A 13495-nucleotide genomic window follows, 5' to 3' on the forward strand; every position below is an offset into this window, starting at 1 on the left:
TAACTAGATTGTAAGAACTATTGGATATCTCTCTAGGGCAACCACGATTTGGTGGAATCCGCAGTACAGCCCAATAAGTCATTGAAACGTTCCGGATTTCTTGAAATATTTCTTTACAGATCGAATCCAACAGATCAAACTGTTAGTTTATAGTCCACAGGAGGAAGCTCCATTGAATATACAAATCAATTCACTTTATAGCAATTTCATTCTTTGGTTTATGAAGAAATCAGGTATTGATCTATCGCTTTATAAGGAAGAGCAGATGAAAAGAAGAATTAGTTCATTCTATCAGAAATACGGTGCATCAGGCTTTCCAGATGCCAGTCGGATGATGGAGAACGATACAGAGATGTATAAGTCCTTTGTGGAACATATCACCATAAACGTGACTGAATTCTACCGCAGTCCTGAACAGTGGAAGCAACTCAGAAATTCTATCATTCCCGAGCTGATTCTAGATACTAAGAAAGTAAGCTGTTGGAGTGCAGCCTGCTCCAGCGGGGAAGAACCGTATTCACTTTCTATGGTATTCGCCTACAACTTTCCAGGTATCCAGGTAAGTATTCTAGCCACGGATCTAGATTCAGCCATTCTTGATCAAGCGCAATTGGCTGTCTATCCACAGGCGGTACTACGTAGACTGCCATTAACGCTTAAAGAGGGATACATGTACCCTCAAGGAATGGAGTGGAAAGTTGCAAACATGATCCGGGAGAAGGTTGAGTTCCGTAAGCATAATCTGCTGTCTGATCCCTTCGGCTCGAATCTCGATCTGATCCTGTGTCGAAACGTAATGATCTACTTCACAGAAGAGGCGAAGCATCAGATTTATGAACGATTCAGTGCTTCACTGAGAGTAGGCGGTTTTCTATTCGTTGGAGGAACGGAGCAGATCAATAATCCTGGACGGTATGCACTTGAGGCTGTTGGCAGCTTCTTTTACCGTAAGAAAAGGATCGAGTGAGGAACAAACGAGGGATATCCGCGTATCAACTGTTGACGCTTCTGCTTTACGAAATTATACTAGAGCAAAGTTTTAGATCAAATAAAATTTCCACCTGAGTAAGGGGTCGACAATGTCCATGCAGGAGATGGCCAGTTACAAATCAATAGCCCTTGATATTGCGCAAAGAATCGTATGTGGGGAATTCCCTGTAAACAGTAAGATTTCTGGGCGTTCTCTATTAGCAGGGCAGTACCATGTTTCTCCGGAGACCATTCGCAAAGCAATGGGTTTATTGAAGGATGAGAACATCATTTTTGTCTCACAGGGTAAAGAGATTATTGTCATCTCAGATCAAAAAGCGCATGAGTACATTACCAAAAATCATTATTTGAAATCAGCCTATTCACTGAAACAGGATTTGCAGCAATTATTGCTGGAGAAGAAAGAGATTGACCGGAAGTTTGAGAAGCTCTTGACCGAGATTGTAGAGGCGTCAGACCGACTTCAGAATCTAAAGCCATACCATCCGGGAGAAATAACTATCCATGAGGAATCTCATGTTGCCGGCAAAACGATTGGCGATCTGCAGTTCTGGCAGAATACAGGAGCTACAATAATTGCACTCCGTCGAGGAACAAGCATTTCCATTTCTCCAGGCCCTCATGTTATTTTGCGGGAAAATGATATATTGGTTGTCGTTGGGGATGACAAAATGTACCAAAGAACAGAACAGTTTATTAATCAAGGATACGGAAATAATATATAATATCAGGTTGAAAAAAGGTTATCCAATGGTACTTATACCTGGATAATCTTTTTTTATGCGGATAATTTCCAACATAATACATACAACCTAATTCTGTTTCACAAGTTGTATGTTAGGGTTATCTTTGTTATAGTGGGTTAATTAAGTCTCCTGTACGGCGATTTAGGAATGAAAATAAAGAGAAGGAGTATCCAATGCTAAAATTTGAAGGTGTAGGAAAAAAATATCCCAACGGTTTTGAAGCCGTGAAGAATATCAGCTTTGAAATAACAGCTGGTGAAATACTTGTCTTAATCGGTCCAAGTGGCTGTGGGAAAACAACGACAATGAAAATGATTAACCGTCTGGTGCCCCACACATCCGGTACAATTACTTTACATGGCAAAGATATAACGAAGGAAAACGTGGTTACCCTCCGCAAAAACATTGGTTATGTCATTCAACAGGTAGGCTTATTCCCCCATTACACCATCGAAGACAACGTAGGTCTGATTCCAGTGTTAAAGGGTTGGGATGTCAAAAGGAAAAAAGAACGAGTCCTTGAAATGCTTAAGTTGGTTGGACTAGATCCGACTGTATATGCTAAACGGTATCCAAAGCAATTGTCGGGTGGACAGCAGCAGCGTGTCGGTGTAGCGCGGGCATTGGCAGCAGACCCCGAAATCGTACTGATGGATGAGCCGTTTGGAGCGCTGGACCCGATCACACGGGAGCAATTGCAGGATGAATTACTTCGACTACAGCAGGAAGTTAAGAAAACGATTGTATTCGTAACACATGATATGGATGAAGCACTTAAGTTGGGTGACAAAATCGCCATTCTAAAAGATGGGGAGATCGTACAGTTAGATACGCCGTATGAGCTGCTCAGCCGGCCTGCTAATGATTTTGTAGAGTCCTTTATCGGAAAGAATCGCATCTATCAGAATCCTGAGTATATTCATGTAACTGAAGTTATGCGGGAGAATCCATCCACAAGCCTTCCCGGGCGTTCACTCGCAAAAGCACTCACGTTTATGCGCCAACGCAAAATTGAAACACTGCTCGTAGGCGACGAATCAGGTAAACTGCTCGGTATTGTCTCGGCTTATGATGTAGCCGCCAAAATTGAAGTAGTTCGTACAGTTGAGGAAATTATGACACCACCACAAGTGGTGCTGCAGGATACAGCTACAGCAAGAGATGCCCTTGGATTGATCACGCAAGCTCCGCACGGAATCATTCCAGTCGTTAACTCAGACGGTAAGATTACGGGTATCGTCACTAGAGGCAGTCTGTTAACGGCATTTGCCTCACAATGGGAAGGCGAAAAGGAGGAGACGGCGGAATGAAGGATCAATCCTTATGGCAACAACTGATGTATCAATTAGACATACGCAGAGACGAGCTGTTGCATTCTCTGGGAATTCATATTCAACTGGTGTTTTTATCCATGTTATTTGCCGTTATAGTTGGGATTGTACTGGGGATCATGATTACTCGACTACCCCCTTTAAAAGGAGTTACGCTCGGCACGGTTGGAATCCTGCAGACGATTCCCAGTCTGGCGATGTTAGGCTTTATGATTCCCTTGTTTGGGATAGGAATGAAGACGGCAGTCGTAGCATTGTTTCTTTATTCGCTTCTGCCGATTGTCCGTAATACGTATACGGGAATCACCGATGTGGATAAGTCTATTGTGGAAGCGGCCCGTGGGATGGGAATGAAGAGCTGGCAAATTCTGTTTCGGGTTCAGCTTCCGCTGGCATTAAGCGTCATTATGGCAGGCATTCGAACAGCTGCGGTCATTAATGTCGGTACGGCCACGCTTGCTGCCTTTATCGGAGCCGGGGGCTTGGGTGAATTTATTTTTCTCGGAATACAGCGGAATATTGATGCTCTAATCCTGTTAGGAGCAATTCCGGCTGCCTTACTGGCATTGGTTCTGGATTATTTATTAGGCTTGCTTGAAAAGGTAACTACCCCAAAAGGGTTGAAGGTATAATCGCGCACATTAGAAATAAAGGGGAGAAAATCATAGTTATGAAGATTAAGAAATTAACGACTTATCTATTATTTACAGTTATGTTAGGAACATTGCTTGCTGGATGCGGAAGTGGAAAGAATAATGAGGCTGCAGCGGGAAATGGCGGAGAAATCACTATTGGCTCCAAAAATTTCACGGAAAATGTATTGCTTGCCCATATGATGGCTGACCTGATCGAAGATAAGTCTGATATTAAAGTCAAACGTCAGGTCAATTTGGGCGGTTCTAACGTGGCTTGGACTGCGCTGGAGAATAATGATATTCAGCTGTACCCGGACTATACAGGTACAATTGTAGCGAATTACTATCAAGAGAAAACAGGGACTTCAGCGGAATCTCTCGCCAAAAGCAGAGAATTAATGAAAGCAGACGGCTTGGCATTTCTGGAGCCTATCGGCTTCAATAATACGTATACTTTGGCTGTTAGCAAAGAGACTGCGGCAAAATATAAACTCAAAACATTCAGCGATTTGGCTAAGGTATCAGCAGACATGGTCCTTGGAGTGGAATTTGAGTTTCTGGACCGTGAGGATGGCTATCCGGGCATCAAAAAGCTGTACGGGATGAACTTTAAAGAAGCAAAGGGTATGGATCATGGAATTATGTACCGTGCTATTGAAGATGGTGAAACGGATGTAACCAACGCCTATGCGACTGATGCGCAAATTAAAGTGCATAATCTGGTGATCCTGGAAGATGATAAACAGTTCTTCCCACCTTATGATGCAGGGCCGGTTATTCGCCAGGATACCTTGGATAAATATCCTGAGCTGGAAGCGATTTTGAATCAGATGAGTGGTTTGATTACTGCGGAAGAAATGCAGGCATTGAATGCTCAGGTAGATGTGGATGCACTGAAGGAACAGGATGTAGCTCATGATTTTCTAGTTAAAAAGGGATTAATTAAAGGTTAAACTCTATATATGCATAGAAAGAGCAGGTTGGGGGAAATTCCCTTAGCCTGCTCTTTTTATGTGAAGTGAATTTCAGGAAATATGCCTTTATGCCGATAAAGTAATTATAAATAGTCTTAGGATATTTAGGGCATACATAGTTCACATATTGAAGCGTTATCATTGGGAGGGCAGGCATGGACAGCTACTTAGGAAGGAAAATAAAGAATGACCTTATCAACTCGTACGGTGTAACGGTTGTCCCCGCTGGAAGCGTTCTTAACCATGAGCATATTCAATTACTGAAGAAGCACAAAATCGATTTCATGGATATTATATTCGTTTATGGAGAGGGATTCGAGGCTGTTTCCTGCAGTAAAACTGTTCATCAAGTGGTTAATGTAACGAAGGAATTATTTAATTCTTTCATGAATTCCCGCAAGATCCCCTTGCTGGATATTAGAACTGGGGTTATTCCAATTGTTCAGCAGGTCTCCACAAATCCGGATGTATTTCAACTGTTTGAAGCTGTCCGCGGTACGGATGATTATACACATCAGCATAATATTGCTGTAGGTGTAATATCTACGCTAATTGGCAGATGGATGAATTTGGAGGAATCTGAACTAGCCATTCTTTCACTTGCTGCTACTCTGCATGATGTAGGTAAGCTGAAGGTTCTTCCGGAGATATTGAATAAACCGGGCAAGCTAACCGAAGAGGAATTTACCGCAGTTAAAAAGCACGCTATCTATGGCTACGAAATGTTGAAGGAGACAGCGGGGGTAAACTCTCGCATTGCCCTTGTGGCACTTCAGCATCACGAGCGTAATGATGGCCAGGGTTATCCTTTTGGTTTAAAAGAGGATAAGATTGATCTATACAGCAAAATTGTTGCTGTTGCGGATGTTTTTCATGCCATGTCTTCCAAAAGGCCCTATCATGATCCACTTGCCTTCCATATCATTGTGGATCAAATGAGACGGGGGAGCTTTGGAGCACTTGATCCGCATATTGTCTCGCTCTTCCTAGAGAATATTGTGAAAAGAACTGTAGGTAGGGATGTAGTATTAACTGACGGACGAATAGGTCAAGTAGTATATTTAAATCCGCATGACATTGAAACTCCGTTAATAAAAATCGAAAATGAATATATTGACCTTAGCAAATGGAGCAACCTTAATATCAAAGAGATCAGTATTTAAGGCCACAGCAAACAGCAAGTCTCCCTAGGTATTGGAGGACTTGCTGTTTGTTGTTCAATAAATGGGATATAAGGGTAGCTCAACAATAACTGTGGTTCCCTTCATTGGCTCACTTTCAACTTTAAGCAGACCATTGTGCAGCTCGATAATCTCTTTACAAATCGCAAGACCCAGCCCACTTCCGGACTGGCGTGATCTTCCTTTGAAGAACTTTGTTCCAAGCTTCGCCAAGTCCTCAGCCTCAATCCCCTCGCCGTTATCGACGACCTTAACCACAATGTGCTTATTATCAATAACAGCCGTGAACCGGATGGTGCCTTCTACAGGGGTGAATTTAAAGGCATTATCCAGCAGATTAACAAAGACCTGCTTGAGACGGTTGAAATCACCGTTTACCGGCAGCGGCAATTCTGGAATATCAGCAATGAGTTGGATCTGTTTGGCTTGACCACGGTATCTAAATTGCAGAAGCAGTTCCTCAAGCAATCCACGCAGGTCATAAGGTTGCAGTACGAACTTCATTTCACCTGCCTGGAACTTGGAGAAGTCGAGCAGATCCTCCACGAGACCAATCAGGCGGTCCGTTTCTCCGGTCATGACTTCAAGCCCCTGCAGGGTCTCCTCCTTATCTGATAAATCACCGACCAGGAGTGTTTCACCCCAGCCTTTAATGGAGGTGAGGGGAGTTCGTAGCTCGTGAGTGACCGAGGAGATGAAATCGTATTTCATTTTTTCATTTTTGGCCAGTTCCTCTGACATAAAGTTTAACGTTACTGCCAGTGTGCCGATCTCATCATTATGCTGTTTGTTGGCCCGTATGGTGAAATTTCCGGTAGCCATCTCTTTGGCAATCTGGGTCAACTGATGAATCGGTCCAACAATACGTTTAGCAATAATAAGACTCAAGCCAAAACCGAAGAGGATGACGAGCAGCCCTACTCCGGCAGCATTAAGCGCAATTTTCATGATCACATTATATAAAGGCTCAGCAGAGACGGAGAAACGAAGAACACCTATGGTTGTGCCGAATTCCTGCAAGGGCACAGATACGGCCAATATTCGTTCGCCGTTAAGGGTCTTCATATTTTGATAGGTTCCGGTATGATTTCCTAGTGCCGACTTTACATCTGGAGTATCAATAGGCTCTGGACTGGAGAATCCAAAAGAGTTGATAATCACAGCCCCCTGCGAATTCAGCACTTCAACCTTGCTGCTCTCTTCACGAGACAGGTTCTCTAAGATATATCTAGCTCTTTCATTGATGGAGTAACCTTCCAAATATTTATTGAAAAAGGTAGCGGAGGTAGTAGCACGGGAAGTGAGGGTCTCCATTGCGGTACCTAAATAGTAGGAGTGCATAGCGCCAATAAATACGCCTTCCAGCAGCAGAACAATTAACAACAATACAAGGGTGATATAGACAATTAGCCGCGACTTAATTCCTTTCATGAATGCTGGACCCTCCATAGATAGCCAAATCCCCAGACCGTCTCCAAGTATTGTGGCCCCGCAGAATCCTGCCCGATTTTTTGGCGGATACGGCTAATATTTACATCTACAATCTTCAGCTCCCCCATAAAATATTGTCCCCACACGGAGCTCAGGATGACATCTCGACTAACGGCTTTATTGGGCTGTTCCATAAGCAGCTTCACAATGGAGAATTCCGTTGGGGTAAGCGGAATATCGTCCCCGCTCTTCAGTAATCTACGTTCATCAAGCATCAGTGTGAACGGAAGGCGCTCGATGGAGCTTTCTTGCGGGGGAATATCCCCCGGATACATGCGCCGAACCAGCGATCTGACTCGAGCGACCAGTTCAACCGGACTGAAGGGTTTCACCACATAATCGTCCGCGCCGCTTTCGAGCCCCATTACCTTATCCACTTCTTGACTCTTGGCTGTCAATATAATAATCCCAAGTCTAGGGAAATTCTTGCGTAGTCTTTCGCATACATGGAAGCCGCTAATACCGGGAAGCATTAGGTCCAGAATAGCAATATCGAAATCTTTCTGTTCCAAAGCGACGGATAATGCGTATTCACCAGTCTCTGCTTCTACGACATCAAAGCCTGCGCGCTTCAGATTCACTCGAATAAAGTCGCGAATAGGCTTCTCGTCCTCCAGTAACAGCACTTTCATGGATCGGTCCTCCTTGTTATTCTATGGGCTTCTGCGGTGTACCCGCCAGGTTCTGCACTTCGTCCAGCGTCAGCTGCAGTTGTTGATACTCTTGAAGCGCAGCTCCCGATAGCTTACTGGCTTCTTCTACTGCTGGCAGAACTGCAACGACAACATTTGTGGCTGTAATATCTTCCGTATTTGGCACCTCATACAGCATCTTATAGGAAGCGTGCTCCGCGCGCAGCTTACTTTCAGCTGCATTCCAATCCTTTTTGAGCAGCAGACGTAGCTTCAAGAGGGGGACAGGTTCACCGCTAGCTCCATTAGTGTAACTGAACTGAATACTTTCCCAAGGAGCTGGAGATTCTGTAGGAACCTCTAGTGTATACTTACCGGCCCAATTCTCTGGAATATGGAAGTTGAAGCCCCATCTGTCGAACTGCTCCTTTTTAAATTTCAGTTTGGAGCCGCCATCCCATTGATAATATTTGCTGATAAAAGGGGTGGCGAGTGGAGCCATGGACTCCATGCCGGCAGGAGGCACTAGAAATCCGACTTCGATAATCCCGTCACCGTTTATGTCTGTACTATATAACGGATAATCCTTAACAGCCATATTATGCTCACCAATAATGCCTGCTTGTGCAGTGTGTTGGGGACCGAGTTCAATATCCTTGCTGTTTGCCAACTCCAGGTGGTGGTAATCGTTTGCTGCCAGTTTATCCATAAAGGCACCATGATCCCAAGTCATTAGGGCGGTGTAAGAGGAATGTGCACCAATCGCGACATCCACAAACAGGCCGGAACCTGCAGGAGAAGCCTTGTCGAACAACACCTGTATCACTGTTCCGTCAATGCTCTGGCTGGACAAAATTTGTAGCTGGCCCCCACTTAAGTCAATAAGTTGGAGGTTAGACCCAGGCTGCGTGTCATTTGTGACACTGCTCTGGAACAGGGCGATTTCGCTCTTTCCTTCATTAGTGATATCCCCAACGACCATATAGTCATAAGGCTGCTTCAGAATTTCGGTAAGCTGTGAGTTCTTAAGGCTGTACACAGACAACTCCTTGCTTAGTCCTGTCCCGCCGCTAAACCCTAGCAGCATATCGGTGGAACCATCTGCAGTAACATCGATAAACTGCACATAATCCAGTTCACTGCCAACCCCGGTAATGGTCGTAAGTTTCTTCCATGCTCCGTCTTTTTGGGACAACACCAGGGCATTGACTTCATAATCTGTTTTGTCTGTCTTATAGAAGGCCAAAATTTCATCCTGTCCGTCCTGGTCTAAATCCTGCAATTGAATGGCACTGCCTGATTGTGATTGAACGGGCACGGTGAGGTGGGCGTTAGCAGGCAGAAAAGGGTTCACAATTCCTGAAATAGTTCCATCTGCAGTATCTTGCAACGGGGCGCGAAGTAAATCACTGGGAGTCTTCACAGCGCTGCAGCTTGTTGCAAGTACGGTCAATAATAGTAAGGCACTTAGCCGGGTTGTTTTCATAAGATAGGCTCCTTTGTTCGATCTTTGGCTAGTATATCCCACAAAGGTCCGCAAAGTAGTTTCAAAATGGTAAAGGCAGTTTACTTTTGTCTATCGCGACATCATTATCTCCTGAAATAGTCTGCCAGCCCATCTGCGATAGCCTTGGCTGCTTTCTTCTGATAGGAGGTTTTGCGAACAATGGCCTCATCGGTAGGATTAGTGAGAAATCCGAGCTCAATCAGTGCTGCAGGTAGACGATTTCCCCTCAGAACGCGGTAGTCGCCGAACGATAATCCATTGCTCTTAAGGCCTATGCCTTGTCCAAGTCGAGTCTCGATCGCTCGAGCCAGCAACAAATCATCTGCTTCTGAATAAAAAAAGGTCAGCGTACCCGATACCTTCTTCGGCGAGGAATTATAATGGATGCTTACAAATGCATCTGCACCGAGTGCTTCGCTGAACTGCACCCGCTGGGCAAGAGAAGGCTTTTGATTATTCCGCGTGCGTGTCATTTCGACACGAGCGCCCCTGGATTCCAAGTAATCTCGAACGTAAATAGCTGTCTGGAGATTCAGATCCTTCTCCATAGTGTTATAGGTAGTGCCGAGCATTCCCGGATCGCTGCCACCATGACCGGGATCAATAATGATCAGCTTGCCACTGAGGCCACCGCTTGATCGCACTATACTGCTCTTCGATGACCCGCTCCGTACATATTGCTCTGCCACCCAGCCGGTTCCACCATTCACCGTCCGAATCCGTATCCATCCGCTTTGTCGCTGGATAATCGTAACGGAATCAGGTGCTTGTAAAGATCCGAGTACGTTATAATGCGTTCCCGGGCCACTCCTGATGCGCAGGGAATTGGCGGTGACCGTTCCCTTTGTTGCAACGCTTCCAGAGTTGGAAACCATTACGTTAGTGGCAACGGAGCCAGATGCCTGACCCGAACCGTTAACCTTCTTGAGGTAATAACCCGCGACCCAGCCGGATGTGCTTCCAGCCCTCACCTTTAACCAGCCATGGTCTTCATCGGTAACCGTAACAAGCACACCATTCTTTAAGCTTCCCTTGATGGCCGAGCCCGCAGCCGGTTCACTACGTACATTTAAGGAATTGGCTTGTACTTTGGCTGAATAATTTCCCGCTGCGGCTGCACTTGCTGGTTGGATTGCTGCTAGCAGGATGAAGAAACCTGCAATAAATGCGGTGTAACTTGTTATTTTATTCATAGGAACCTCACTTCTAGGGTGTGTTTTCTGTAGCCAGCCGTTAAAGAGGCAGTACCTAGTTATTTACCCCATTCAGCGGGTTTAGAATAAATTAAGAGGATATATAAAGAAACTAGCTGTCAGCGTGAAGAGATACTTGTCTTCTTGGCGATCTCCTGCCGGACGACTGGGGCAACCTTGGTTGCCAGCAGTTCAATAGCTGCCGCGACTTTGGAGTAGGGGAGACCCCCGATATCAAGCTGGGTCATAAAGCGGCTATGGCCGAACAGCTCATGCTGGTAAAGAATTTTCTCGATGATCTGCTGTGGGCTGCCGACCGCCAATGTATTATCAGGGGAGACGAACTTTCCGAACTCGCTGCGTGATACGCTATATTCTTGAATGCGTTGTGGACTGATAGAGTTGCGGTAGCTATAGTAGTAAGGATAATATTCATCCAGCGCTTGGCTTGAAGTTTGGGCAATATAGCCGTGGCTCGTGATAGCGATCTTCAAAGCTTCGGGAGCATGACCGGCCTTGGCACCTGCATTTCGATAGATATCTGCGAGATGCTGGAGTGGTTCCGGGCTGCCATTCAGGATGGCGATAGCCATACCGATCCCTAGCGTACCTGCTTTTTCAGCACTTTCAGGAGAGCCGCCGATACCCACCCAGAGCGGGAGCTTATGCTGCAACGGACGCGGAGCAATTTCGGCATTCTTCAGTGAAGAACGGAACTCGCCATCCCAATTCATAATCTCATGCTTATTTAGCTCCAGCAGCAGGTTGAGGTTCTCGGAGAACAGTCGGTGATAATCCTCAAGCTCATACCCGAACAGCGGGAAAGACTCCACAAATGCTCCACGCCCGGCAATAATCTCGGCACGGCCATTTGAGAGCAGATCAAGTGTGGCAAAATCTTCGAATACCCGCACAGGGTCAATAGTGCTCAGTACAGTTGTGGCGCTGGTCAATTTGATTCTGCTAGTCACCTGAGAGATCGCTGCCAGAACGACAGGGACCGAGGAGATCACAAAATCAAGCCGATGGTGCTCACCCACACCAAACACATCAAGACCGGCCTCATCGGCAAGCTTGGCTGCAGCTATAACTTCATTCAGGCGTTGCCTTGGGCTGATCGTCTGTCCTGTATGGCAATCGGAGACGATATCCCCCAGTGTATAAATTCCAAATTCGAAGTCAGGTGCAATCTCTTTATTTGCTTCGTTTTCCATCATCAGAAACTCCTTGTTATTCATATTGTTTATGTACTTATTAAAGCTTGTCCAGCATACAGAGGATTGTGAACATTATATCATTTTTGCTTACTAAATGTAAGCTTGTGAATAATATTCATCTTTGTGCTGCTATTTATATTCATTATATACGTTTATTGTTTTATGATTAAATCAAGGGATAGAAATAATTGATATGGATGTAAGTTAGGCAGCAGATAGGAGAGTGGAACAGTAGTGTTAGTGGTGTGGGCTTGTATTATTTTTGTTGTAACCATAACGCTTGTGATTTGGCAGCCTAAGCAGTTATCGATTGGATATTCCGCTTGCGGCGGTGCATTGCTGGCATTAGTGCTGGGTGTCGTAAGTTTTCAGGACGTATTTGATGTTACGCTGATCGTGTGGAATGCCACGTTAGCTTTTGTAGCTATCATATTAATATCGCTTATATTAGACAAAATCGGCTTTTTTGAATGGGCGGCTCTACATATGGCTGCTGCTGCAAGAGGCAGTGGCGTTCGAATGTTTCTGTATGTGACCGTCTTCGGAGCGATTGTAACAGCACTTTTTACCAATGATGGCGGGGCGTTAATCTTAACTCCGATTGTATTGGCTATGGTTAGAGCTCTGAATTTCGATGAGAAAAAAGTATTTCCGTTCGTCATCGCCAGCGGCTTTATTGCCGATACTACCTCGCTGCCGCTTGTCGTCAGCAACTTGGTCAATATTGTGTCGGCGGACTTTTTTGGAATATCCTTCATGGAGTACGCGGGACATATGATCATTCCTGATCTATTCGCACTTCTTGCGAGCACGGCGGTATTGTATTTTTTCTTCCGGACCAGTATTCCGAAACGCTTCGATATTACACATTTGAAGTCTCCCGTCGAAGCGATCAAGGATCGTAAAATGTTTGTTCTCTCCTGGTATGTACTCGGTGCTTTACTTGCCGGATACCTGGTCAGTGAGTTCCTTCATATTCCGGTATCGGTCATTGCCGGTGTCATAGCTGTAGTATTCCTGATTATGGCAGGAAGAAGTCATGTCGTACCTGTTAAAGAAGTGGTTAAAGGTGCGCCGTGGGCGATCGTCTTTTTTTCCGTAGGTATGTATGTGGTAGTCTATGGCCTGCGGAATGCTGGACTGACGGAGTTGCTGGGTACCGTTATTCAGAATGCTGCTGAGCATGGGGTATTAGCTGCCACAATGGCCATGGGCTTTATTGCTGCCTTTCTCTCCTCGGTAATGAACAATTTACCAACAGTTCTTATTAATGCGCTCGCAATTCACACTACTAGTGTTGCCGATCCTGTTAAGGAAGCCTTAATTTATGCCAATGTGATTGGCTCTGATTTGGGGCCAAAGATCACACCTATTGGTTCACTGGCTACGCTGTTATGGTTGCATGTGCTTGCGGGCAAAGGAGTGAAGATCTCCTGGGGGACCTATTTCAAGACAGGAATCATTCTTACCGTTCCCACACTATTTATTACTTTATTAGGCTTGTACCTATGGTTAGCCCTTATCTAATTGACAACAATCCGGCACATGGAAAAATATTGAATAATGTGGAAAACAGGATATACTCAAGAAGGCAGAGG

At 45.1% G+C, this 13495-nt stretch carries 12 protein-coding genes; 7 read left to right on the forward strand and 5 right to left on the reverse strand.

Going from position 1 to position 13495, the window contains the following annotated elements; genetic code table 11:
• The first annotated feature begins 172 nt into the window (after positions 1–172).
• The 6 genes from H1230_RS05100 (at position 173) to H1230_RS05125 (ending at position 5839) form a co-directional block, all read left to right on the forward strand.
• Complete coding sequence (locus tag H1230_RS05100; RefSeq protein WP_239714497.1) at positions 173–967, forward strand: CheR family methyltransferase; 795 nt, start codon at positions 173–175, stop codon at positions 965–967.
• Positions 968–1079: 112 nt separating this feature from the next.
• Positions 1080–1715, forward strand: a complete 636-nt coding sequence (locus H1230_RS05105; RefSeq protein WP_239714498.1) for a TrkA C-terminal domain-containing protein — start codon at positions 1080–1082, stop codon at positions 1713–1715.
• A 194-nt stretch (positions 1716–1909) separates the two neighbouring features.
• Positions 1910–3046: a betaine/proline/choline family ABC transporter ATP-binding protein gene (locus tag H1230_RS05110; RefSeq protein WP_239714499.1), complete on the forward strand. Its 1137-nt coding sequence runs from the start codon at positions 1910–1912 to the stop codon at positions 3044–3046.
• Entirely contained in the window at positions 3043–3699 is a 657-nt protein-coding gene (locus H1230_RS05115) for an ABC transporter permease (RefSeq protein WP_239714500.1), read from the forward strand. Before H1230_RS05110 ends, H1230_RS05115 begins: the two co-directional genes overlap by 4 nt.
• 38 nt (positions 3700–3737) lie before the next feature.
• Positions 3738–4655 carry a glycine betaine ABC transporter substrate-binding protein gene (locus H1230_RS05120; protein ID WP_239714501.1) on the forward strand — a complete coding sequence of 306 codons (918 nt, stop codon included), beginning with the start codon at positions 3738–3740 and terminating at the stop codon, positions 4653–4655.
• 176 nt (positions 4656–4831) lie between these two features.
• Positions 4832–5839 carry an HD-GYP domain-containing protein gene (locus H1230_RS05125; protein WP_239714502.1) on the forward strand — a complete coding sequence of 336 codons (1008 nt, stop codon included), beginning with the start codon at positions 4832–4834 and terminating at the stop codon, positions 5837–5839.
• 54 nt (positions 5840–5893) lie between these two features.
• On the opposite strand, the gene H1230_RS05130 is transcribed toward H1230_RS05125, so the two are convergent.
• The 5 genes from H1230_RS05130 to H1230_RS05150 form a co-directional block, all read right to left on the reverse strand.
• Complete coding sequence (locus H1230_RS05130; RefSeq protein WP_239714503.1) at positions 5894–7288, reverse strand: sensor histidine kinase; 1395 nt, start codon at positions 7286–7288, stop codon at positions 5894–5896.
• Positions 7285–7980 (reverse strand): response regulator transcription factor, encoded by a 696-nt coding sequence (locus H1230_RS05135; protein ID WP_239714504.1) that lies wholly within the window; start codon positions 7978–7980, stop codon positions 7285–7287. The genes H1230_RS05130 and H1230_RS05135 overlap by 4 nt, the downstream gene beginning before the upstream one ends.
• Positions 7981–7996: 16 nt before the next feature.
• Positions 7997–9466, reverse strand: a complete 1470-nt coding sequence (locus H1230_RS05140; RefSeq protein ID WP_239714505.1) for an FG-GAP repeat domain-containing protein — start codon at positions 9464–9466, stop codon at positions 7997–7999.
• Between the two features lie 104 nt (positions 9467–9570).
• On the reverse strand, positions 9571–10680 hold the full coding sequence (locus tag H1230_RS05145; protein ID WP_239714506.1) for an N-acetylmuramoyl-L-alanine amidase family protein: 1110 nt from the start codon (positions 10678–10680) through the stop codon (positions 9571–9573).
• A 119-nt stretch (positions 10681–10799) separates the two neighbouring features.
• Complete coding sequence (locus H1230_RS05150; RefSeq protein ID WP_481857117.1) at positions 10800–11897, reverse strand: LLM class flavin-dependent oxidoreductase; 1098 nt, start codon at positions 11895–11897, stop codon at positions 10800–10802.
• A 240-nt stretch (positions 11898–12137) separates the two neighbouring features.
• On the opposite strand from H1230_RS05150, the gene H1230_RS05155 reads away from it, so the two are divergent.
• Positions 12138–13424, forward strand: coding sequence for an arsenic transporter (locus tag H1230_RS05155; RefSeq protein ID WP_239717112.1), 1287 nt, complete (start codon positions 12138–12140; stop codon positions 13422–13424).
• Positions 13425–13495 lie beyond the last annotated feature (71 nt).

The organism is Paenibacillus sp. 19GGS1-52 (assembly GCF_022369515.1).
Lineage (GTDB): Bacteria > Bacillota > Bacilli > Paenibacillales > Paenibacillaceae > Paenibacillus_AQ.

Coding starts and splice junctions, on each gene's coding strand:
- H1230_RS05145 (WP_239714506.1), bottom strand. CDS start 10,680: ATGAATAAAATAACAAGTTACACCGCATTTATTGCAGGTTTCTTCATC.
- H1230_RS05130 (WP_239714503.1), bottom strand. CDS start 7,288: ATGAAAGGAATTAAGTCGCGGCTAATTGTCTATATCACCCTTGTATTG.
- H1230_RS05115 (WP_239714500.1), top strand. CDS start 3,043: ATGAAGGATCAATCCTTATGGCAACAACTGATGTATCAATTAGACATA.
- H1230_RS05105 (WP_239714498.1), top strand. CDS start 1,080: ATGTCCATGCAGGAGATGGCCAGTTACAAATCAATAGCCCTTGATATT.
- H1230_RS05120 (WP_239714501.1), top strand. CDS start 3,738: ATGAAGATTAAGAAATTAACGACTTATCTATTATTTACAGTTATGTTA.
- H1230_RS05150 (WP_481857117.1), bottom strand. CDS start 11,897: ATGATGGAAAACGAAGCAAATAAAGAGATTGCACCTGACTTCGAATTT.
- H1230_RS05125 (WP_239714502.1), top strand. CDS start 4,832: ATGGACAGCTACTTAGGAAGGAAAATAAAGAATGACCTTATCAACTCG.
- H1230_RS05110 (WP_239714499.1), top strand. CDS start 1,910: ATGCTAAAATTTGAAGGTGTAGGAAAAAAATATCCCAACGGTTTTGAA.
- H1230_RS05140 (WP_239714505.1), bottom strand. CDS start 9,466: ATGAAAACAACCCGGCTAAGTGCCTTACTATTATTGACCGTACTTGCA.
- H1230_RS05135 (WP_239714504.1), bottom strand. CDS start 7,980: ATGAAAGTGCTGTTACTGGAGGACGAGAAGCCTATTCGCGACTTTATT.